Source organism: Streptomyces sp. NPDC096310 (assembly GCF_044763125.1).
Classification (GTDB): domain Bacteria; phylum Actinomycetota; class Actinomycetes; order Streptomycetales; family Streptomycetaceae; genus Streptomyces.
The window spans coordinates 1-21,435 of sequence record NZ_JBIWFO010000001.1 but is presented as its reverse complement, the minus strand read 5'-3'; the positions used below and the strand labels follow the sequence as shown (position 1 = coordinate 21,435).

Here is a 21,435-nt window from a genome sequence, read left to right as displayed (position 1 = left end):
TCCTTACCGTATCGGCATGGCAGCGAGCACCCACACAGTGACCAACCAGGTTCCGCCCCTGGTCGGGTATGACGTCTTCCGCGCCGACCGGGTCCTCGGCGAGGCCGTGGAGCGGCACAGCGCGCCCGGCCTCCTCGACGGGACCCGCGCGGAGCTGACGGCTCTCGGCGACGCCGCCGGGTCCGCCGAGGTCCAGGAGTGGGGGGCGCGGGCCAACGACCATCCCCCGGTCCTGCGCACCCACGACCGGTACGGGAACAGGATCGACGAGGTCGACTTCCACCCCGACTGGCATCACCTGCTCGGGCGGGCGGTCTCCGCCGGGCTGACCGACGCCTGGGGCAGGGCGGACGGCCATCTGCGGCGCGCGGCCGGTTTCCTGGTGTGGAGCCAGGCGGAGGCGGGGCATCTGTGCCCGGTGTCGATGACACACGCGGCGGTGCCGGCGCTGCGGGCGGATCCGGCGCTGGCGGCCGAGTGGGAGCCGCGGCTGACGGCGCACGCGTACGAGCCGGGGCTGCGGCCCGCCGCGGGGAAGAGCGGCGCCCTGTTCGGCATGGGGATGACGGAGAAGCAGGGCGGCAGCGACGTACGGGCGAACACGACGGCGGCGGTCCCGCTGGACGCGTCCGGGGAGTACGTCCTGACCGGGCACAAGTGGTTCTGTTCCGCGCCGATGTCCGACGGGTTCCTGGTGCTCGCGCAGGCGCCGGGCGGGCTGACCTGTTTTCTCGTACCGCGGGTGCTGGCGGACGGGACGCGCAACGTCTTCCGCCTCCAGCGCCTCAAGGACAAGCTGGGCAACCGGTCCAACGCCTCGGGCGAGGTCGAGTTCGACGGGACGTGGGCGCGCCGGGTCGGCGAGGAGGGGCGCGGGGTCCGGACGATCATCGGAATGGTCGCGGCGACCCGGCTGGACTGTGTGCTGGGGTCGGCGGCTCTGATGCGGCAGTCCGTGGCGCAGGCGGTGCACCACGCCACGTACCGCGCGGCCTTCGGCGGTGAGCTGATCGACAAGCCGCTGATGCGCAACGTACTGGCCGATCTGGCGCTGGAGTCGGAGGCGGCGACGACGCTCGCGCTGCGGCTCGCCGCCGCGTACGACGCGGACACGGAGGAGGAGCGGGCCTTTCTGCGGCTCGCGGTGCCGGCCGCCAAGTACTGGGTGACCAAGCGGGCCGCGCCGCTGGCCGCCGAGGCCCTCGAATGCCTGGGCGGCAACGGGTACGTGGAGGAGTCGGGGATGCCACGGCTGCTGCGCGAGTCGCCGCTCAACTCGATCTGGGAGGGCGCGGGCAATGTGCAGGCGCTGGACGTGCTGCGGGCGCTCCAGCGGGAGCCCGCGGCGCTGAACGCGTTCCTCCAGGAGGTCGGGCTGGCCCGGGGCGCCGATCACCGGCTGGACCGTGCGATCAAGGGTCTGCTGACCGAACTGGCGGATCTGGCCGGGATCGAGGCCAGGGCGCGGCGGCTGGTGGAGCGGATGGCGCTGGTGCTCCAGGGGTCGCTGCTGGTGCGGTGGGCGCCGCCGGAGGTGGCGGACGCGTTCTGCGCGTCGCGGCTCGGCGGGGACTGGGGCGCGGCCTTCGGCACCCTGCCGCACACGCTCGACCTGGCGTCGGTGGTGGAGCGGGCGCGGCCCGTCGTCTGACCGGGCGCGGCCCTCGTCCTGAAAAGGCGGGCGCGGCCCGTCGTCCGAGCGGGCGGGCTCGGTGGTCAGAGGTGGTGCCGCGCCGACACGGCACCGCCTCTGACCGGTAGTCACTTTCACGCACGGGTCAGCGATGCGCCAGGGTTGCAGGCCGTTGCAGGCCATTGCAGAAGAATCGATACGGCACTTTGAGACTCGACACAGCGCCCCTGGTGGCCGGGAGAACCCGATGAAGAACGGTCCGCCGAAGGACACCCCCCTGAAGGATCTGCCACCGAAGGACCCGGCGCTCGATCTGGCCCGGCTGATGGCGATGGACGGCGACCGCGCCGGGCGGCTGCTGCGGCGGGTACGGGACGCGGCCCTGGCCGGCGAGCGGCCCCCGGTGGCGCCCCGGCCGGTGATCGGCGCCTCCTGGTCGCGGGCGCTGGGCATGGGTCTCGACCCCGACCGTCCGGCGGGCGGCGGCGCGTTACTCGGCCGGGACGAGCTGGAGCACCGGCGGCGGACATCGACGCTGGGCGAGGTGACACGGTCGCTCACCGCGACGCTCGGCGCCCTGGTGAACACCTCGGCCCAGATCATGGTGGTCGGCGACGCCGAGGGCCGAATCCTCTGGCGCGAGGGCAGCCTCGGGGCGCTGCGCCGGGCCGGCGATGTCTGTCTGGAGGAGGGCTCGAACTGGTCGGAGCGGGGCACCGGGACCAATGCCATCGGTACGGCGCTGGCGTTGCGCGGGCCGGTGCAGGTCCACTCGGCCGAGCACTTCGCGCACGCCCTGCACTCCCTGACCTGCGCGGCGGCCCCGGTGCACGACCCTCGGGACGGGCGGCTGCTCGGCGTGATCGATGTGAGCGGCCCCGCGGCGGGCTTCCATCCGACGACGCTGGCGCTGGTCACCTCGGTCGCCCGGCTCGCCGAGAGCGAGCTGCGCGAGCGCCACGCGCGGAGCGTCGAGCGGCTGCGCTCGGTGGCCGCGCCGATCCTGTGCCGGCTGGGCGGGCGCGCCTTGGCGGTCGATGTCCACGGCTGGACGGCGGCGGTCACGGGCATGGCGCCCGTGGACCGGCTGCCACTGCCGAAAGCGCTCAGGGCGGGCCCGGTCTGGCAGCCGTCGCTGGGCATGTGCACGGCCGAGCCGCTGCCCGGCGGCTGGCTGATCCGGGTGGACGAGGCGCGCCGCGCGGACGGGGCGCCCGCCCGGGTGGTGCTGGACCTGAGCCGGCCCCGGCGCCGGTCGGTCACCGTGTCGAGCCCGGCGGGGAGCTGGACGCAGGAGCTGACCCCGCGCCACGCCGAGCTGCTGTACGTCCTGGCGGCGCACCGCGCGGGCCGCAGCGCCGCCGAGCTGGCCGCCGATGTCTTCGGGGACGCCGGCCGTACGGTGACGGTCCGGGCCGAGATGTCGCGGTTACGGCGCCATCTCGCGGGGGTGCTGGCGCACCGGCCGTACCGCTTCAGCGAGGAGGTCGAGGTGGAGGTGGTCGCCCCGGAACACCCCGCGGAGCTGCTGCCGCGCTCGACGGCGCCCGCGGTGGTGAGCGCGCGGGGCCTGGACCGGCCGTGAGGGCCCGCCGCCCGCGTACCCACAGAACGGACGGGGGGCGCCGCGCCGTCCGCCGCCGCGCCGTGTTCTCCTGACCCGTATGAGCATCACCGTGACCACCTGGTCCCTGGAGCAGACCTCGGCCGCCGATCTGCGGCCCGCCGCGGGTTCTCCGGCCGACGGGGTGCGGATCGTACGGGCCGAGGTGCCCTCGCCCGAGTTCAGCAGGTTCCTGTACACGGCCGTCGGCGGGGACGTCCGCTGGACGGACCGGCTGCCGTGGACGTACGCACGGTGGTCGGCGTATCTGGCCCGGCCCGGTGTGGAGACCTGGGTGGCGTACGAGAACGGCACCCCGGCCGGGTACATCGAGCTGGCGGCGCAGGAGGGCGGGGCGGTCGAGATCGCGTACTTCGGGCTGATACCCGCCTTCCGCGGCCGCCGGATCGGCGGGCAGCTCCTGTCGTACGGGGTGGCGCGCGCCTGGGACCTGGCCGAGCGATGGCCGGAGGCCGATCCGGTGAAGCGGGTCTGGCTGCACACCTGCTCCAAGGACGGCGAGCACGCCATGGACAACTATCTGCGGCGGGGCTTCCGGCTCTTCGGGACGAAGACGGAGGAGGAGCCCGAGGTGGCGGCCCCCGGCCCGTGGCCCGGCGCGCACCCGGCGGCCTGACCCGGCCCGGTCCGGCCTGACCGGGCGTGCGGAACGGCCCGGATCAGGGGTTAAACACCGACACTCCGTGACGGACAACACACCGTCTCACATAGCGGTACGTTATGGTCCACATGATGGATAACGGTGGACTGGCCGGAGATCCGCGTGCCACGCTTCCACCATGTCCAGCTCTGGAATTGCCTTGGTGAGTCGACGCCACGTCGATCTCTGCCGCATGTCCAGCGCCATCTGTCCGGCGGGCTGAGAGTCCCAGCACCGCCGCGTTCACCCCCTTTCCTGTCCCTGTTTCCCGCGCACCGCCGCGTCCGCGCGCGTGTGCGGCTCGGAGCAGCCCTCCCGCATGTCTCGAATGGACGTAACCGCCATGGCCGCCACGCCGGAACAGCCGTCCCCCGCCACGCCACGCCGCAAGGTGAGCCGTCACCGCGGCGAGGGCCAGTGGGCCCGGGGTCACTTCACTCCGCTCAACGGCAATGAGCAGTTCAAGAAGGACGACGACGGTCTCAACGTGCGGACACGCATCGAGACGATCTACTCCAAGGCCGGGTTCGACTCGATCGACCCCAACGATCTGCGCGGCCGGATGCGCTGGTGGGGGCTGTACACCCAGCGCAGGCCCGGGATCGACGGCGGCAAGACCGCGGTTCTGGAGCCGGAGGAGCTGGACGACGAGTACTTCATGCTGCGGGTACGGATCGACGGCGGCCGGCTCACCACGGAACAGCTCCGGGTCATCGGCGAGATCTCGCGGGAGTTCGCGCGCGGTACGGCCGACATCACCGACCGGCAGAACGTCCAGTACCACTGGATCCGGATCGAGGACGTCCCGGAGATCTGGCGCCGTCTCGAAGAGGTCGGGCTCTCCACCACCGAGGCCTGCGGCGACACACCCCGCGTGATCCTCGGTTCGCCGGTCGCCGGGGTCGCCGAGGACGAGATCATCGACGGCACGCCCGCCATCGACGAGATCCAGCGCCGGATCATCGGCAACCCCGACTTCTCGAACCTGCCGCGCAAGTTCAAGACGGCCATCTCCGGATCGCCGTCGCTGGACGTCGCCCACGAGATCAACGACATCGCGTTCGTGGGCGTGAACCACCCCGAGCACGGCCCCGGCTTCGACCTGTGGGTGGGCGGCGGGCTCTCCACCAACCCCAAGATCGGCCAGCGGCTCGGCGCCTGGGTGCCGCTCGACGAGGTGCCGGACGTCTACACCGGGGTCATCTCGATCTTCCGTGACCACGGCTACCGCCGGCTGCGCACCCGCGCCCGGCTGAAGTTCCTGCTCGCCGACTGGGGCGCGGAGAAGTTCCGCCAGATCCTGGAGGACGAGTACCTGGAGCGGAAGCTGGTCGACGGGCCCGCCCCCGAGCAGCCCCTCCAGCGGTGGCGCGACCACGTCGGCGTCCACCGCCAGCGCGACGGCCGCTTCTACGTGGGGTTCGCGCCCCGGGTCGGCCGGGTGGACGGCGCGAAGCTGACGGAGATCGCCGCGCTGGCCGAGGCCCACGGGTCGGGCCGGCTCCGTACCACCGCCGAGCAGAAGATGATCGTCCTCGATGTGGCCGAGGACCGGGTCGACTCCCTGGTCGCCGGTCTGGAGGCGCTGGACCTGCGGGTCAAGCCCTCGCCGTTCCGGCGCGGCACCATGGCATGCACCGGCATCGAGTTCTGCAAGCTGGCGATCGTCGAGACCAAGGAGCGCGGTGCCACGCTCATCGACGAGCTGGAGCGCCGTATCCCGCACTTCGACGAGCCGATCACCATCAACATCAACGGCTGCCCCAACGCCTGCGCCCGTATCCAGACCGCGGACATCGGTCTCAAGGGCCAGCTCATGCTGGACCAGGACGGCAACCAGGTCGAGGGCTTCCAGGTGCACCTGGGCGGCGCGCTGGGCCTGGAGGCCGGGTTCGGCCGCAAGGTCCGGGGGCTGAAGGTCACCTCGCAGGAGCTGCCCGACTACATCGAGCGGGTCCTCGGACGCTTCGAGAAGGAGCGCGAGGACGGCGAGCGCTTCGCCACCTGGGTGGCCCGGGCCGGCGAGGAGGCCCTGTCATGAGCGAACGCGCGGCCCCCTTCTACTGTCCCTACTGCGGCGACGAGGACCTGCGTCCCGGCGAGCAGGGTCATGGCGCCTGGGAATGCGGAGCGTGCAATCGGGCCTTCCAGTTGAAGTTCCTCGGGCTGCTCGCCCGAGGGCTCCAGCGGAGTGACGGAGGGGAAGAGACAACATGACGGCACTGACGGAGACCGACGATCGCCGGGCCCTCGCCGAAGAGGCGGGGCGCGCCCTGGAGGACGCGTCGGCCCTGGAGATCCTGACCTGGGCGACGGACACCTTCGGCGCCCGGTTCTGCGTGACCTCATCGATGGAGGACGCGGTGGTCGCCCACCTCGCCGCCCGGGTACGGCCCGGCGTCGACGTGGTCTTCCTGGACACCGGCTACCACTTCCCCGAGACCATCGGGACCCGGGACGCCGTGGACGCCGTGATGGACGTGAACGTCATCACGCTCACCCCGCGGCAGAGCGTCGCGGAGCAGGACGCCGAGTACGGCCCGAGGCTGCACGACCGCGACCCTGACCGGTGCTGCGCGCTGCGCAAGGTCGGGCCGCTTCAGGAGGGCCTGACCGGGTACGACGCGTGGGCGACCGGGCTGCGCCGCGACGAGTCCCCGACCCGCGCGAACACCCCGGTCGTCGGCTGGGACGAGAAGCGCCGCAAGGTGAAGGTCTCGCCGATCGCGCGCTGGACCCAGGACGACGTGGACACGTACATCCGGGAGCACGGGGTGCTCACCAACCCGCTGCTGGAGGACGGTTACGCCTCGGTCGGCTGCGGACCGTGCACCCGCCGGGTGCTGGCGGGCGAGGACGCGCGCGCCGGCCGCTGGGCGGGCCGGTCCAAGACCGAATGCGGGCTGCACTGATGACGGTCCGCCAGGAACACGACGCCCGCCAGGAACTCGATGTCCGCCAGGAACTCGGTCTCCGCCGGGGGGACGAGGTCCGCCGGGAACAGGACGTCCGGCCGGAACAGGATGGGGAGAAACGGTTGAGCACGACGGAGCGGGGCGCCACGGTCTGGCTCACCGGGCTGCCGAGCGCCGGCAAGACCACCATCGCGGTCGCGCTGGCCGAGCGGCTGCGCGGTGAGGGACACCGGGTGGAGGTCCTCGACGGCGACGAGATCCGGGAGTTCCTCTCCGCGGGCCTCGGCTTCAGCCGCGCGGACCGGCACACCAACGTGCGGCGCGTCGGCTTCGTCGCCGAACTGCTCGCGGCCAACGGTGTCAAGGCGCTGGTCCCGGTGATCGCGCCGTACGCGGACAGCCGGGAGGCGGTCCGCGAGCGCCACCGGGCCGAGGGCACCGGGTATCTGGAGGTGCACGTGGCCACGCCGGTCGAGGTGTGCTCCGTGCGCGATGTGAAGGGCCTGTACGCCAAGCAGGCGGCCGGCGAGCTGACCGGGCTGACCGGGGTCGACGACCCCTACGAGGCCCCCGAGAAGCCGGACCTGCGCATCGAGTCGCACACCCAGTCCGTCGAGGAGTCCGCCGCCGCGCTCCACGCGCTGCTCACCGAGAGGGGTCTCGCGTGACCACCACCGTCGCAGCCGTCACCGAGGGCACGGACGCCCCGTACGCGCTGAGCCACCTGGATTCCCTGGAGTCCGAGGCGGTCCATATCTTCCGTGAGGTCGCGGGCGAGTTCGAGCGGCCGGTGATCCTCTTCTCCGGCGGCAAGGACTCCATCGTCATGCTGCACCTGGCGTTGAAGGCCTTCGCCCCGGCGGCGGTGCCCTTCTCGCTGCTGCACGTCGACACCGGACACAACTTCCCCGAGGTCCTCGACTACCGGGACCGCACCGTGGCCGAGCACGGGCTGCGGCTGCACATCGCTTCCGTACAGGAGTACATCGACGCCGGGAAGCTGCGCGAGCGCCCGGACGGGACGCGCAACCCGCTCCAGACCGTGCCGCTGACGGAGAAGATCCAGGCCGAGCGGTTCGACGCGGTCTTCGGTGGCGGGCGGCGCGACGAGGAGAAGGCGCGTGCCAAGGAGCGGGTGTTCTCGCTGCGGGACGAGTTCTCGCAGTGGGACCCGCGCCGCCAGCGCCCCGAGCTGTGGCAGCTCTACAACGGGCGGCACGCCCCGGGCGAGCACGTCCGGGTCTTCCCGCTCTCCAACTGGACCGAGCTGGACGTCTGGCAGTACATCGCCCGCGAGGGCATCGAGCTGCCGGAGATCTACTTCGCGCACGAGCGCGAGGTGTTCAGCCGCAGTGGCATGTGGCTGACCGCCGGTGACTGGGGCGGTCCCAAGGAGTCCGAGACCGTCGAGAGGCGCCTCGTGCGCTACCGCACCGTCGGCGACATGTCCTGCACCGGCGCCGTCGACTCCGACGCCACCACGCTCGACGCGGTGATCACCGAGATCGCCGCCTCCCGGCTCACCGAGCGCGGCGCGACCCGCGCCGACGACAAGATGTCCGAGGCCGCGATGGAAGACCGCAAACGCGAGGGGTACTTCTAGCCATGCCGAGTACGCACACGCACACCACCGATCCGCTCGGCGGGCCGCTCGCGGCGACCACGCTGCTGCGCTTCGCCACCGCGGGCTCCGTCGACGACGGCAAGTCCACCCTGGTGGGCCGGCTGCTCCACGACTCCAAGTCGGTCCTCACCGACCAGTTGGAGGCCGTCGAGCGGGTCTCGCTCGGCCGCGGCCAGGAGGCGCCCGACCTGGCGCTGCTGACGGACGGGCTGCGCGCCGAGCGCGAGCAGGGCATCACCATCGATGTCGCCTACCGCTACTTCGCCACGCCCCGGCGGCGGTTCATCCTCGCCGACACCCCGGGCCATGTGCAGTACACCCGCAACATGGTCACCGGCGCGTCCACCGCCGAACTGGCCGTGGTCCTGGTCGACGCCCGCAACGGCGTCGTCGAACAGACCCGCCGGCACGCCGCCGTCGCCGCCCTCCTGCGCGTCCCCCACGTCGTCCTCGCCGTCAACAAGATGGACCTCGTCGACTACGCGGAGCCCGTCTTCGCCGCGATCGCCAAGGAGTTCACGGCGTACGCGGCCTCCCTGGGCGTCCCGGAGATCACCGCGATCCCGATCTCGGCACTGGCCGGGGACAATGTCGTGGAGCCGTCCGCGCACATGGACTGGTACGGCGGCCCGACGGTGCTGGAGCACCTGGAGACCGTCCCGGTCAGCCACGACCTGACGAGCTGCCACGCGCGGCTGCCCGTGCAGTACGTGATCCGGCCGCAGAGCGCCGAGCACCCCGACTACCGGGGGTACGCGGGCCAGATCGCCGCGGGCACCTTCCGGGTCGGCGAGGACGTGACCGTCCTGCCGTCCGGCCGTACGTCGAAGATCGCCGGAATCGACCTGCTGGGCGAGGCGGTGGACATCGCCTGGACCCCGCAGTCCGTGACGCTGCTGCTCGACGACGACATCGACGTCTCGCGCGGCGATCTGATCGTGCCGACCGGCGACGCGCCCGCCACCACGCAGGACATCGAGGCGACCGTCTGTCATGTGGCCGACCAGCCGCTCTCGGTGGGACAACGGGTGCTGCTCAAGCACACCACCCGTACGGTCAAGGCGATCGTGAAGGACATCCCGTCCCGGCTCACCCTGGACGACCTCTCCCAGCACCCCGCGCCCGGGCAGCTCGTCGCCAACGACATCGGCCGGGTCGTCGTCCGCACGGCCGAGCCGCTGGCGCTGGACGCGTACGCGGACTCACGGCGTACCGGATCGTTTCTGCTGATCGACCCCGCCGACGGGACGACGCTGAGCGCCGGTATGGCGGGCGAGGCGTTCGCCGACGGCACCGCCGCCGCCCCGGCGGCCGACGACGAGGGCTGGGACTTCTGATGGCGGGCGTCGCACACGACGTCTACGCGACGTTCGCGAAGGAGGGCGGCCGGGTGGGCAGCGGTGCCCTCGGCGCGGGGACGGGCGGGGTGGCGCGATGTGCGTGATGACGTACGCGCACCGCTCGCGCGCCCGTATGCCCCACCAGCCCCACCCGTACCACTCGTATCGCCGAAGATCTGCCGACCTCCCGGCCGCGCCCCCGTATCCGACCAGGGCGTGAGCACCGGGCCAACGAGAGGAACCCCTCCCGTGCCTGCCTCCCGCACCGTCACGCGCCGCCGACTGGCCGCCGTCGCCGCACTGCCGCTGCTCGCCGTCGTACTCTCCGCGTGCGGCTACGGCTCCGCCGCCGACTCCTCCTCCGAGGAGTCGGGACCCGCGCCCACCGGCAAGGCGCTGTCGGCCGACACCGTACGCGTCGGTTACTTCCCGAACCTCACGCACGCCACGGCCCTGGTCGGTATCGGGAAGGGCATCCTCCAGAAGGAGCTGGGCGGCACGAAGGTGTCGGCCACGACGTTCAACGCGGGCCCCTCCGAGATCGAGGCGCTCAACGCGCGCTCCATCGACATCGGCTTCATCGGCCCCTCCCCCGCCATCAACGGCTACACCCAGACCGCGGGCAAGGGGTTGCGCATCATCGGCGGCTCCGCCTCGGGCGGGGTGAAGCTCGTCGTCAACCCCCAGAAGATCAAGTCCCTGGCCGACGTCAAGGGCAAGAAGATCGCCACCCCGCAGCTCGGCAACACCCAGGACGTCGCGTTCCTGAACTGGATCTCCGAGCAGGGGTGGAAGGTCGACGCGCAATCCGGCAAGGGCGACGTCTCCGTCGTCCGTACGGACAACAAGATCACCCCGGACGCGTACAGGTCCGGGGACATCGACGGCGCGTGGGTGCCGGAGCCGACCGCCTCCAAGCTGGTCGCCGAGGGCGCCAAGGAGATCCTGGACGAGTCGACGCTCTGGCCGGACAAGCAGTTCGTGATCACCAACATCATCGTGTCGCAGACGTTCCTGAAGGAACACCCGGACGTCGTCGAGGCGTTCCTGCGCGGCACGGTGAAGACGAACGAGTGGATCAACGCCAACGACGCCCAGGCGAAGGCGGCGGCCAACGACGCGCTGAAGAAGCTCTCCGGCAAGGCGCTGCCCGCCGATGTCCTGGACCCGGCGTGGAAGTCCATCAAGATCACCGATGACCCGCTGGCCTCGACGCTCCGCTCGGAGGCGGACCACGCGGTCAAGGCCGGGCTCCTGAAGAAGCCCGACCTGAACGGGATCTACGACGTGAAGCCGCTCAACAAGGTGCTCAAGGCCGAGGGGAAGACCGAGGTCACCGACGCGGGCCTCGGTGCCGAGTAGCCCCGTCGTGCCGTACGCGCGGACACCCGTCGTGCCGTACCCACGGATACGCGCACACGCCTCGCCTGTACGCACCCCCGAAACCCCCGAGATCCCCGAACCCCGAATCCACACCGTTCCCAGGAGGTGACGACCGTGGCATCGACCCTTGCCAAGGCCGCCGAGGCCACCCCGGCGGTGGACCACGCCGCCCGTATCGCGCACGTCTCGAAGTCCTTCGCGACCCCCGCGGGACGGCAGCTCGTCCTGGACGACATCACGCTCGACGTCGCGCCGGGCGAGTTCGTCACCCTCCTGGGAGCCTCGGGATGCGGTAAGTCCACCCTGCTCAATCTGGTCGCCGGGCTCGACCGGCCGTCCGCCGGGTCCATCGAGACGCCCGGCGGCCGGCCCGCGCTGATGTTCCAGGAGCACGCGCTGTTCCCGTGGCTCACCGCGGGCAAGAACATCGAACTGGCGCTGCGGCTGCGCGGTGTGGCCAAGCAGGAGCGGCGCGGCGAGGCGGAGCGGCTGCTCGGGCTCGTCCGGCTCGAAGGGGCGTACGGCAAGCGGGTGCACGAGCTGTCCGGCGGGATGCGCCAGCGTGTCGCGCTGGCCCGCGCGCTCGCCCAGGACAGCCAACTGCTGCTGATGGACGAGCCGTTCGCGGCGCTCGACGCGATCACCCGGGATGTGCTGCACGACGAGCTGACCCGGATCTGGCGGGAGACCGACCTGTCGGTGCTGTTCGTCACGCACAACGTCCGTGAGGCGGTACGGCTCGCCCAGCGCGTGGTCCTGCTGTCGTCGCGGCCCGGCCGCGTGGCCCGCGAGTGGCGGGTGGACATCCCGCAGCCGCGCCGTATCGAGGACGCCGCGGTCGCGGAGCTGTCCGTCGAGATCACCGAAGAACTGCGTGGGGAGATCCGCCGTCATGGCCAGCACTGAGACGACGTCCGAGCAGGGGACGCCGCACGAGGACGCGGCGGCACGGGGCGACGCCGGGCGGGGCGCCGCGCCCGGCGTCGACCTGGCCGGTCTGGGGGCCGGGCTCGACGCGCTGGACACCGTACAGACCGGGCGTACACCGCTGCGCCAGACGCTTGTCTCGAAGGCGCTGCCGCCGGCGATCGCCGTCGCGGTGGTGCTGGTGGTGTGGCAGGTGCTGGTGTGGGCGAAGGTGACCGACAGCTACAAGCTGCCGTCGCCGGGCGCCGTGTGGGGCGAGGTCTCCGACGCGTGGACGCAGGGCACCCTGCTCGGCTATATCTGGACCAGTGTCTCGCGCGGCCTGCTGGGCTTCCTGCTGGCGCTGCTGATCGGCACCCCGCTGGGGCTGCTGGTGGCCCGGGTGAAGTTCGTCCGCGCGGCCATCGGCCCGATCCTCTCCGGGCTCCAGTCGCTGCCGTCGGTGGCCTGGGTACCGCCGGCCGTGATCTGGCTCGGTCTGAACGACTCGATGATGTACGCGGTGATCCTGCTCGGCGCGGTCCCCTCGATCGCCAACGGGCTGGTCTCCGGTGTCGACCAGGTGCCGCCGCTCTTCCTGCGCGCCGGGCGCACGCTCGGCGCGACGGGGCTGCGGGGCACCTGGCACATCGTCATGCCGGCCGCGCTGCCCGGCTATCTGGCGGGGCTCAAGCAGGGCTGGGCGTTCTCGTGGCGCTCCCTGATGGCTGCGGAGATCATCGCTTCCTCGCCGGATCTCGGTGTGGGGCTCGGGCAGTTGCTGGAGAACGGCCGTACGGTCGGCAGCATGCCGATGGTGTTCCTCGCCATCTTCCTGATCCTGATCGTCGGGATCGCCATCGACCTGCTGATCTTCAGCCCGCTGGAGCGGCGGGTGCTGCGCGGGCGCGGCCTGCTGGTGAAGAGCTGATGGCGATGCCAGGACCTGTGCGCCGCCTCCTGACGTACCGCGCGCCGCGGCCCGTGCTGCTGCTCGTCGCGCACGGCAGCCGCGATCCCCGGCACGCCGCGACCGTACGCGCCCTGACCCGGCGGCTGCGCGCGCTGCGGCCGGGGCTGCGGGTGGAGACCGGGTTCCTGGACTTCGACACCCCGTCCGTGGAGAGCGTGCTCGACCGGCTCGCGGTGGAGGACGTACGGGAGGTGGTCGCGCAGCCCCTGCTGCTGACGCGCGCCTTCCACGCCAAGTCCGACATCCCGGCGGTGCTGCGCGCGGCGACGCTCCGCCATCCGCGCCTGCGGATCCGGCAGGCCGGGGTGCTCGGCCCGTCGCCGCTGCTGGGCGCCGCGCTGGAGCGGCGGCTGTACGAGGCGGGCCTGACGCCCGCCGACAAGTGCTCGACCGGGGTCGTCCTGGCCTCGGCGGGCTCCTCCGACCCGGAGGCGATCGCAGTGATCGCTGAAATCGCGCGGGAGTGGCGGCACACCGGTTGGTGCGCCGTGCGGCCTGCGTTCGCCTCCGCATCCCTGCCCCGCACCGAGGACGCGGTCCGCGCGCTGCGGGCGGAGGGCGTCCGGCGGGTGGCGGTGGCCCCGTACGTCATCGCCCCCGGCCGGCTCCCCGACCGGATCGCGGCGGGCGCGCGGCAGGCGGGCGCCGAGGTGCTCGCCGGGGTGCTGGGCGCGGCGCCGGAGGTGGCCTCGCTGCTTCTGCGCCGCTACGACAGCGCGGCGGCCGCCCCGGCCAGGGAACTCGTCGGCCACGCGTGAGCCGTGGGCCCCGCGTGAGCCGTCAGCTTTCAGCCGCCGACGAGGGCCGTCAGCCGTCGGCGTCGATGAGGGCCGTCAGCTCCGCGACGCTCATCGAGCCCGCCGCGCGGCGCTCCCGCGCGAAGGTGTTGGCCGTGCGCTGAAGCGTGTCGTTGACCGGGGTGGGGACCCCGTGGACCCGGCCCAGCAGGGCGATCTCGCCGTTCAGATAGTCCGCCTCGATCGTGCCCGTGCCCCGGCTGAGGCTCTGCCAGGACGAGCCGTGGCCGCGCTCGACGCCGCCGTCCGGGTCGAAGGTGATGTGGTCGCCGCGCGTCTCGGCCTGCTCCTCGGGGCCCACGTACGCGATGCCCGCCGCGTCGAGGACGGCCGCGCCCTCCGCCGTGGCGCGCCGGATCAGCTCCCAGGTCTCCTCGCCGATCACTCCGGTGACGGCCTCGATCGCGTTGGCGAGGTTGGCGAGCAGCTTGGCGTACTTCCAGCGCATCACGTCCGGCACGACCGGCGCGAGGAGCTTGCCCTTCGCGAGCCCGGCGGCGATCGCGGCGACCGTCCCGTCCGTACCCGAGGGGTACCGGCCGAGGTGCAGCATGCCGGTGTACGGGGCGCCTCCGGCGCTCACCGCGCCCGGTTCGACATAGGTCGCGGGCAGCCAGACGCACATCGCGTACACGTGCCGGAAACGGCGCAGGGCGAGCCGTTCGCTCTCCACCCCGTTCTGCGCGCAGACCAGCGGCAGCAGCTCGCCCGCCGTACCGCCGCCCGCGACGGGCCGGGCCGACCAGGCGTCCAGCGCCGCCGTACTGTCCTGGGTCTTCACGGAGAGCAGCAGGACATCGTCCGGGCGCAGGGCGAGGGCGCCGGGTCCGTCGACGACCGGCAGCCGGTGCGTCCGGGTGCCGTCCGGTGTGGTGAGCCGCAGCCCGTGCTCGTGCAGCGCCGCGTGATGCGCGCCCCGGGCCACGAGGACCACGTCCTGGCCCGCCTCCGCCAGCCGGCCGCCGACGCTGCCGCCGACCGCTCCCGCCCCGATGATGACGTAACGCATCCCGACCCCCGTTCCGGTACGACGCCTTCAGCATAGGCGAGCCCGGTGGGACCACCGTGAGCGGCGTCACGTCTGGGCCCGGCGGGCGCGGGTATAACGACGGGACGGTCCTCGCGGAAGGCGAGGACGGAGGGCGACCGCGAAGGATCCCAGCGTGCGACTTGTGCTTCTCGGCCCGCCCGGCGCAGGCAAGGGGACCCAGGCCACCCTTCTCGCGGCGGAGTTCGGCGTGCCCCATGTCTCGACCGGTGACCTGTTCCGTACGCATATCGCCGAGGGCACACCGCTGGGTCTGGAGGCGGGCGAGTATCTGCGCGCCGGCGAGCTTGTGCCCACCGAACTCACCGCCGCCCTGGTGACGGAGCGGCTGGGCGCGACGGACGCGGCCCAGGGGTTCCTGCTCGACGGCTTCCCCCGCAGCGTGGTCCAGGCGGACGCGCTGACCACGATCCTCGCCGGTCTCGGGAAAAGGCTGGACCGGGTCCTGGAGTTCCGGATCGACGACGAGATCGTCGTGCGCCGGCTGCTCGCGCGCGGCCGTGCCGACGACACCGAGGGCGTGATCCGGCACCGGCTGCGGATCCACCACGAGCAGACCGAATCCCTGCTCGCCTACTACGCGGGACGCACGGCCGTCGTGGACGCGCTGGGCGAGGTCGACGAGGTCACCCGGCGCGTGCGCGACCGTCTCGACGGCCTCGACCGGCTCGGCCGGTAGCGCTCCCGACCGGTCCGCCGGCTTCGGGCCGCGCGGGGTACGGGCTACGGGAAGTCCGGCCAGGTCCCGGGGTCCGTGTGGTCGTTCTCCGGGACCTGCGCGTGGCCGTACCAGCCGGCCTTCCGCGCCCAGACGCCCTCGTCGCGCCGGCTCACGAACCCGTCGGGCCTGCCCATCGGCCAGGTGTCCGGGACGCCCCACGCCTTGATCCAGGCGTGCAGCGCGGGCCACCCCTCGCACGGGGTGTCCTTGAGCGATTCGTACGCCTTCCCCTTCACCACGCACCAGGGGAAGAAGAGCGCCTCGATCTGGAGGACCACCGCCCCGGCCCGGTTGGTCCGGGTACCGCCCGGCAGGTCGGCGAGGGACTTCGACCGGGAGTCGGCCGGGACGAACTGGCAGAGGGTGCCGGTGAAGGGGGACCAGAGGATGTGCGGGGCGACGCCCTTGCCGTCCCCGGAGAAGTACGTCCGGAGGTTCGCGAACGGCACGAGGTCCCGGGGCTCGGCCTCGGTCGCGTTCCGGTCCCAGGTGATGTGGGCGACGGCCTTGGCCGGGCCGCCGTCGGTGGGGGCGTGGTCCCTGATGTCGAGTCTTTCCGCACCGGGCATCCAGAGATCGGGCATGGGTGGCTCCTCAGCGGGTGGTGTGGGGGCGGCGGACGGACATGGGGCCAGCGTGACGGACACCGGGGAGCGGGCGGGGCGGAAGCGGGACCGCTCCACCTGATCGGGTGAGAGGCCTGCGCTCCCCGGGCCCGCTCCCCGGGCCCTCACCAGGAGCCTGCGCGCGCACGGTCCTCACCGGGCGGTGCGGGCGGCTGTGTGGCAGGCGTAACTCGTCGCGCGCGTCCGGCGTGACCTGCGGGTAACGGGCCCTTCGTACGGTCGGAGGCCAGGCCGTACGCCCCGGAGCCCCGGGCCCCGTGTCCACGAAAGAGGCCGCCCGTGACCGCAGCGCATCCCCAGGACGGCGCCACCGCCACCACCCAGGTGCGGACCGTCTGCTCGTACTGCGGTGTCGGCTGCGGAATCCTCCTCGACGTCGGCGCGGGGCCCGACGGCCGCAGGACCGTCCTCAAGGCGTCCGGGGACCCGGCCCACCCGGCCAACCGCGGCCGGCTGTGCACGAAGGGCGCCACCTCCGCCGCCCTGCTCACCGCCCCGGGGCGGCTGACGACTGCGCTGGTACGGGCGGAGCGCGGGGATGAGCCCGTACCGTCCCCGACGGACGCGGCGGTCAAGGAGACGGCGCGACGACTGCGCGCCATCCTCGACGAGCACGGCCCGGACGCGATCGCCTTCTACGTGTCGGGGCAGATGACCCTGGAGGCGCAGTACCTCGCCAACAAGCTCGCGAAGGGCTTCCTGCGCACCAACCGGATCGAGTCCAACTCGCGGCTGTGCATGGCGAGCGCGGGCAGCGGCTACAAGCTGTCGCTGGGCGCTGACGGCCCGCCCGGTTCGTACGAGGACTTCGAGCACGCGGACGTCTTCCTCGTCACCGGCTCCAACATGGCCGACTGCCACCCGATTCTCTTCCTGCGGCTCATGGAGCGGGTCAGGGCGGGCGCGAAACTGATCGTGGTCGACCCGCGGCGCGGGGCCACCGCCGCCAAGGCCGATCTCTTCCTCCAGATCCGGCCGGGCACGGATCTCGCCCTGCTCAACGGGCTCCTGCACCTCCTCGTCGAGAACGGCCGCACCGACCCGGGGTTCATCGCCGAGCACACCGAGGGATGGGAGGAGATGCCCGCGTTCCTCGCGGAGTACCCGCCCGCGAAGGTCGCGGAGATCACCGGCATCCCGGAGGCGGACATCCGGCGCGCCGCCGAGTGGATCGGTGACGCGGGTGAGTGGATGAGCTGCTGGACGATGGGGCTCAACCAGTCCACGCACGGCACCTGGAACACCAACGCGCTGGTCAATCTGCATCTCGCGACAGGGGCGATCTGCCGCCCGGGCAGCGGCCCGTTCTCGCTCACGGGCCAGCCCAACGCGATGGGCGGGCGCGAGATGGGCTACATGGGCCCCGGGCTTCCGGGCCAGCGGTCGGTGCTGGTGGCGGAGGAACGGGCGTTCGTCGAGGAGCTGTGGGAGGTCGAGCCCGGGACGGTACGGGCGGACGGCTTCGGCGAGGGCACGGTGGACCTGTTCCGGCGGATGGCAGACGGGGAGGTCAAGGCGTGCTGGATCATCTGCACCAACCCCGTCGCGTCGGTGTCCAACCGCAGGACGGTCATCGAAGGGCTGGAGCGCGCCGAGTTCGTCGTCACCCAGGACGTCTTCGCCGAGACCGAGACCAACGCCTACGCGGATATCGCCCTGCCCGCCGCCCTGTGGGCCGAGTCCGAGGGCGTCCAGGTCAACTCGGAGCGCACGCTGACCCTGAGCCGGCAGGCCGTGGAGCCGCCGGGCGAGGCGTGGCCGGACTGGCGGATCATCGCGCGGATCGCCTGCGAGATGGGGTACGAGGACGCCTTCGGCTACGGCAGCGCCGAGGAGATCTTCGAGGAGATCAAGCGCGCCTGGAACCCGAGGACCGGCTACGACCTGCGCGGGGTGAGCTACGAGCGGCTGCGCAGCACCCCCGTGCAGTGGCCCAGCGCGTCCGCCGAGGGCCCCGACCGCAACCCGGTCCGCTACCTCAACGACGGTGTCAGCCAGACCCTGGCCGAGCGTCCTGACGGTGGCAGGCCACGGCTCGTCTTCCCCACCGCTTCGGGCCGGGCGGTGTTCCACCCGCGCCCGCACCTGCCCGCCGCCGAACTGCCGGACGACGACTTCCCGTACGTCCTGAACACCGGCCGGCTCCCGCACCAGTGGCACACGCTCACCAAGACCGGCAAGATAGCCAAGCTCAACAAGCTCAACCCCGGGCCCTTCGTGGAGATCCATCCCGAGGACGCACGGGAGCTGGGCGTCGCGGAGGGCGACCCGGTGGAGGTGGCCTCGCGGCGGGGCCGGGCGGTGCTGCCGGCCGTGGTGACCGAGCGGGTCAGGCCCGGAGGCTGCTTCGCGCCCTTCCACTGGAACGACCTGTTCGGGGAGTACACCTGCGTCAACGCGGTCACCAACGACGCGGTCGACCCGATCTCCTTCCAGCCGGAGTTCAAGGTGTGCGCGGTGTCGCTGACCCGGCTCGCCGCCGCGCCCGCCACGCCCGCCGCGCCGTCCGCGTCTTCCGCGTCTTCCGGCGTGGCGGAGACTCCGGCCGCGGGTGACGGTGACGGCCGCGGTCATGGGACGGTGGCCGCGCTGGCGGGGGTGTTCGGGGCGGATCTCGCGCCGCCGGTGCTGACCGAGGAGGAGCGCCGCTACCTGGCGGGTTTCCTCACCGGACTGGGCGCCACGGAAGCGGGGGCGGGTTCGGGCGCGGGTTCGGGGGCCGCCGTCGCCACGCCGGTGCTGCCGGCCCGTGCGCCGTTCACCCCGGCGCACGCCCTGTGGGTCAACGGCGTCCTCGCCGGGATGTACTCCCGTACCGCGGCCCCGACTGCCCCGGCAGCCCCCTCCGCCCCGGCCGCGCCGCTGCCCGGCCCTTCCCCTGCCGCCGCGCCCGGACGCGAGATCGTCGTCCTGTGGGCCTCGCAGACCGGCAACGCCGAGGAGGCCGCGACCCTGGTGGCCCGGCGGCTGGCCGAGGACGGACACGCGGCGCGGCTGCTCGACATGGACGACGACACGGCGCCGGAGACCGTCGGGCGGGGCGCCGATCTGCTGGTCGTGACGAGCACGTTCGGCGACGGCGACGCCCCCGACAACGGCTCCCGGTTCTGGTCGGCCCTCAGCGCGCCCGACGCCCCCCGGCTGGACGGCGTACGGTACGCGGTGCTGGCCCTCGGCGACTCCTCGTACGACGACTTCTGCGGCCACGGCCGCCGGCTCGACGCGCGCCTCGACGAGCTGGGCGCCGTCCGCCTGGTGCCCCGTACCGACTGCGAACCGGAGTACGAACAGCCCACCGGGCAGTGGCTCGACCATGTACGCGCGGCGCTTCGTACGGAGCCGGCCGCCGGGCCGGACACCGGGTCGGACACCGGCTCGACCACCGGCTCGGACGCGGTGGCCGGGGCGCCCGGGGCGACACCGCCCGCGCCGGAGACCCGCCCGTCCAAAGCCGCGCCCGTCACCGCCCGGCTGACCGGGAACCGGCTGCTCAGCCTCCCCGGCGCCACCAAGGAGGTGCGCGAGTTCACCTTCGACACCGGCGACAGCCCCGTCCCGCTCGTCTACGAGGCGGGCGACGCGCTCGGCGTGCAGCCCCGCAACTGCCCCGATCTCGTCGCCGAATGGCTCGCCGTCACCGGCCTCGACCCCGCCACGCCCGTCGACCTGTCCGGCCCGGGCGAGGTGGCGCTCGGCGACGCGCTGCACCGCCATCTCGACATCGCCGCGATCACCCCCGCGCTGCTGCGCCTCGTCGCGGACCGTACCCATGACCGCACCCTCAAGAAGCTGCTGCGGCCGGACAACAAGGGCGAGCTGGCCCAGTGGGCCTGGGGCCGCCAGTGTGTCGACATCATGGCCGAGTACCCGGTACGGGCCACCGCCGCGGAGTGGGCGGACACCCTCAAACGCCTGCGACCGCGCCTCTACTCCATCTCGTCCAGCCCGCTGACCGACCCGGCGCTCGTCCGGCTGACGGTCTCCGTGGTCCGGTACGACAACCGCCACGGCCGCCCGCGCAAGGGCGTCGCGTCGGCCTTCCTCGCGGACGCGGCGCCCGGCAGCCCCGTACCGGTCCATGTACGGCGCTCCCCGCACTTCCGGCCGCCGGCCGACCCCGCGACCCCCATGGTGATGGTCGGCCCCGGCACCGGTGTCGCCCCCTTCCTCGGCTTCCTCCAGGAGCGGCGCGCCCGCGGCCACCAGGCCCCGAACTGGCTCTTCTTCGGCGAGCAGCGGCGCGCCACCGACTTCTACTACCGGGAGGAACTGGCCGAGCTGCGCCGCGACACCACTCTGACCCGGCTGGACACCGCCTTCTCCCGTGACCAGCGGGCCAAGGTCTACGTCCAGGACCGGATGCGCGAGCACGGCGGCCGGCTCTGGTCCTGGCTCCAGGACGGCGCCCACTTCTATGTGTGCGGCGACGCCTCCCGGATGGCCAAGGACGTCGACCGGGCGCTGCGCGAACTCGCCATGGCCCACGGAGGTCTGGACGAGGACGGGGCCGCCGCCTACGTCAAGCGGCTCGCGGCCGAGAAGCGGTACGTACGCGACGTCTACTGAGCCCGCGGGCGGCGCCCCCGCCATGACGCCCGGAGCGGCGCTCGACAGCCACCTCGGCCGGGGCGCCGGTTCCGCGCTCGGATACCGTCCGGGAATGACGGAACGGACGGACGGACAGCGGGACACAGGGCCGGTCGCGGACACCTTCGCGCTGGGCGGCGGGCGCCCGGTGCGGCGGCTCGGGTTCGGTACGGCGCAGCTCACCGGGCCCGGCTACTGGGGCCCGCGCGGTGAGCGGGCGGACGCCGTCGCCGTTCTGCGGCGCGCCGTCGAACGCGGGGTGACCCTGATCGACACGGCGGACAACTACGGGCCGGGGCTCGCGGAGGAGCTGGTCGCCGAGGCGCTGGCGCCGTATCCGGCAGGGCTGACCGTGGCGACCAAGGGCGGCGTGGTGCGGACGAGCGACAGTGCCTGGCATGTCGACGGCCGCCCGGAGCGGCTGCGGGCGATGTGCGAGGCGAGTCTGCGCCGGCTGCGTACGGAGACGATCGGCCTGTACCAGCTCCACCGGCTGGACCCGGCGGTGCCGATGGAGGAGCAGCTAGACGAGTCATTCCGAAGTAGCGTCGTCCGCCCCTTGGGGCGGGCGGGGAGGTGTCAGGTGCGTGCAGCCGCAAGGCGGAGGAGGGAAGCGAC

18 protein-coding genes and 1 pseudogene are annotated in these 21,435 nt (G+C 72.8%); 17 read left to right on the top strand and 2 right to left on the bottom strand.

Annotated features, from left to right (window positions below):
* Nucleotides 1–16 precede the first annotated feature (16 nt).
* The 14 genes and pseudogenes from ACIQ7D_RS00095 to ACIQ7D_RS00030 all read left to right on the top strand — a co-directional run bounded on the left by ACIQ7D_RS00095 (nt 17) and on the right by ACIQ7D_RS00030 (nt 13,796).
* Nucleotides 17–1,651 carry an acyl-CoA dehydrogenase family protein gene (locus ACIQ7D_RS00095; protein ID WP_403931556.1) on the top strand — a complete coding sequence of 545 codons (1,635 nt, stop codon included), beginning with the start codon at nt 17–19 and terminating at the stop codon, nt 1,649–1,651.
* Nucleotides 1,652–1,958: 307 nt separating this feature from the next.
* Entirely contained in the window at nt 1,959–3,218 is a 1,260-nt protein-coding gene (locus tag ACIQ7D_RS00090) for a GAF domain-containing protein (RefSeq protein WP_403933712.1), read from the top strand.
* Between the two features lie 79 nt (nt 3,219–3,297).
* Nucleotides 3,298–3,873 carry a GNAT family N-acetyltransferase gene (locus ACIQ7D_RS00085; protein ID WP_403931553.1) on the top strand — a complete coding sequence of 192 codons (576 nt, stop codon included), beginning with the start codon at nt 3,298–3,300 and terminating at the stop codon, nt 3,871–3,873.
* A gap of 175 nt (nt 3,874–4,048) precedes the next feature.
* Nucleotides 4,049–4,120 (top strand): annotated as a pseudogene (locus ACIQ7D_RS00080) (putative leader peptide); the annotation flags it as partial.
* A 120-nt stretch (nt 4,121–4,240) separates the two neighbouring features.
* A complete protein-coding gene (locus tag ACIQ7D_RS00075) occupies nt 4,241–5,938 on the top strand; it encodes a nitrite/sulfite reductase (RefSeq protein WP_403931550.1) in 1,698 nt (565 codons plus the stop codon).
* Nucleotides 5,935–6,114, top strand: a complete 180-nt coding sequence (locus tag ACIQ7D_RS00070; RefSeq protein WP_403931547.1) for a hypothetical protein — start codon at nt 5,935–5,937, stop codon at nt 6,112–6,114. The genes ACIQ7D_RS00075 and ACIQ7D_RS00070 overlap by 4 nt, the downstream gene beginning before the upstream one ends.
* Nucleotides 6,111–6,809 (top strand): phosphoadenylyl-sulfate reductase, encoded by a 699-nt coding sequence (locus ACIQ7D_RS00065; RefSeq protein WP_403931544.1) that lies wholly within the window; start codon nt 6,111–6,113, stop codon nt 6,807–6,809. Before ACIQ7D_RS00070 ends, ACIQ7D_RS00065 begins: the two co-directional genes overlap by 4 nt.
* Before the next feature lie 125 nt (nt 6,810–6,934).
* The gene (gene cysC / locus ACIQ7D_RS00060; protein WP_403933710.1) at nt 6,935–7,480 is read left to right on the top strand and encodes an adenylyl-sulfate kinase; all 546 of its coding nucleotides are present in this window, start codon (nt 6,935–6,937) and stop codon (nt 7,478–7,480) included.
* Entirely contained in the window at nt 7,477–8,415 is a 939-nt protein-coding gene (gene cysD / locus ACIQ7D_RS00055; RefSeq protein WP_403931541.1) for a sulfate adenylyltransferase subunit CysD, read from the top strand. The genes cysC and cysD overlap by 4 nt, the downstream gene beginning before the upstream one ends.
* Nucleotides 8,416–8,417: 2 nt before the next feature.
* Nucleotides 8,418–9,773 (top strand): sulfate adenylyltransferase subunit 1, encoded by a 1,356-nt coding sequence (locus ACIQ7D_RS00050; protein WP_403931538.1) that lies wholly within the window; start codon nt 8,418–8,420, stop codon nt 9,771–9,773.
* Between the two features lie 252 nt (nt 9,774–10,025).
* Entirely contained in the window at nt 10,026–11,138 is a 1,113-nt protein-coding gene (locus tag ACIQ7D_RS00045) for an aliphatic sulfonate ABC transporter substrate-binding protein (protein WP_403931535.1), read from the top strand.
* 126 nt (nt 11,139–11,264) lie between these two features.
* The gene (locus ACIQ7D_RS00040) at nt 11,265–12,065 is read left to right on the top strand and encodes an ABC transporter ATP-binding protein (protein ID WP_403931532.1); all 801 of its coding nucleotides are present in this window, start codon (nt 11,265–11,267) and stop codon (nt 12,063–12,065) included.
* Nucleotides 12,052–12,996, top strand: a complete 945-nt coding sequence (locus tag ACIQ7D_RS00035) for an ABC transporter permease (protein ID WP_403931529.1) — start codon at nt 12,052–12,054, stop codon at nt 12,994–12,996. The genes ACIQ7D_RS00040 and ACIQ7D_RS00035 overlap by 14 nt, the downstream gene beginning before the upstream one ends.
* A 5-nt stretch (nt 12,997–13,001) precedes the next feature.
* Nucleotides 13,002–13,796: a sirohydrochlorin chelatase gene (locus tag ACIQ7D_RS00030; protein ID WP_403931526.1), complete on the top strand. Its 795-nt coding sequence runs from the start codon at nt 13,002–13,004 to the stop codon at nt 13,794–13,796.
* 49 nt (nt 13,797–13,845) lie between these two features.
* Here ACIQ7D_RS00030 and ACIQ7D_RS00025 read toward each other — a convergent pair whose 3' ends face one another.
* Nucleotides 13,846–14,844: a ketopantoate reductase family protein gene (locus ACIQ7D_RS00025; protein ID WP_403931523.1), complete on the bottom strand. Its 999-nt coding sequence runs from the start codon at nt 14,842–14,844 to the stop codon at nt 13,846–13,848.
* Nucleotides 14,845–14,998: 154 nt separating this feature from the next.
* Between ACIQ7D_RS00025 and ACIQ7D_RS00020 the strand changes: the two genes are divergently transcribed.
* Nucleotides 14,999–15,562 (top strand): adenylate kinase, encoded by a 564-nt coding sequence (locus ACIQ7D_RS00020; protein WP_403931520.1) that lies wholly within the window; start codon nt 14,999–15,001, stop codon nt 15,560–15,562.
* A gap of 44 nt (nt 15,563–15,606) precedes the next feature.
* Here ACIQ7D_RS00020 and ACIQ7D_RS00015 read toward each other — a convergent pair whose 3' ends face one another.
* Entirely contained in the window at nt 15,607–16,188 is a 582-nt protein-coding gene (locus ACIQ7D_RS00015) for a hypothetical protein (RefSeq protein WP_403931517.1), read from the bottom strand.
* A 321-nt stretch (nt 16,189–16,509) separates the two neighbouring features.
* Here ACIQ7D_RS00015 and ACIQ7D_RS00010 point away from each other — a divergent pair, with 321 nt between their 5' ends.
* Nucleotides 16,510–20,796 (top strand): molybdopterin-dependent oxidoreductase, encoded by a 4,287-nt coding sequence (locus tag ACIQ7D_RS00010; RefSeq protein WP_403931514.1) that lies wholly within the window; start codon nt 16,510–16,512, stop codon nt 20,794–20,796.
* A gap of 94 nt (nt 20,797–20,890) precedes the next feature.
* Nucleotides 20,891–21,435: aldo/keto reductase (locus tag ACIQ7D_RS00005; RefSeq protein WP_403931511.1), on the top strand; the 545-nt coding region annotated here is incomplete at its 3' end.

What these genes read in the sequence shown, in the direction of transcription:
- ACIQ7D_RS00050 (WP_403931538.1), top strand. Translation starts at nt 8,418, where the DNA reads ATGCCGAGTACGCACACGCACACCACCGATCCGCTCGGCGGGCCGCTC.
- ACIQ7D_RS00075 (WP_403931550.1), top strand. Translation starts at nt 4,241, where the DNA reads ATGGCCGCCACGCCGGAACAGCCGTCCCCCGCCACGCCACGCCGCAAG.
- ACIQ7D_RS00015 (WP_403931517.1), bottom strand. Translation starts at nt 16,188, where the DNA reads ATGCCCGATCTCTGGATGCCCGGTGCGGAAAGACTCGACATCAGGGAC.
- ACIQ7D_RS00095 (WP_403931556.1), top strand. Translation starts at nt 17, where the DNA reads ATGGCAGCGAGCACCCACACAGTGACCAACCAGGTTCCGCCCCTGGTC.
- ACIQ7D_RS00065 (WP_403931544.1), top strand. Translation starts at nt 6,111, where the DNA reads ATGACGGCACTGACGGAGACCGACGATCGCCGGGCCCTCGCCGAAGAG.
- ACIQ7D_RS00030 (WP_403931526.1), top strand. Translation starts at nt 13,002, where the DNA reads ATGCCAGGACCTGTGCGCCGCCTCCTGACGTACCGCGCGCCGCGGCCC.
- ACIQ7D_RS00025 (WP_403931523.1), bottom strand. Translation starts at nt 14,844, where the DNA reads ATGCGTTACGTCATCATCGGGGCGGGAGCGGTCGGCGGCAGCGTCGGC.
- ACIQ7D_RS00085 (WP_403931553.1), top strand. Translation starts at nt 3,298, where the DNA reads ATGAGCATCACCGTGACCACCTGGTCCCTGGAGCAGACCTCGGCCGCC.
- ACIQ7D_RS00035 (WP_403931529.1), top strand. Translation starts at nt 12,052, where the DNA reads ATGGCCAGCACTGAGACGACGTCCGAGCAGGGGACGCCGCACGAGGAC.
- ACIQ7D_RS00090 (WP_403933712.1), top strand. Translation starts at nt 1,959, where the DNA reads ATGGCGATGGACGGCGACCGCGCCGGGCGGCTGCTGCGGCGGGTACGG.
- ACIQ7D_RS00070 (WP_403931547.1), top strand. Translation starts at nt 5,935, where the DNA reads ATGAGCGAACGCGCGGCCCCCTTCTACTGTCCCTACTGCGGCGACGAG.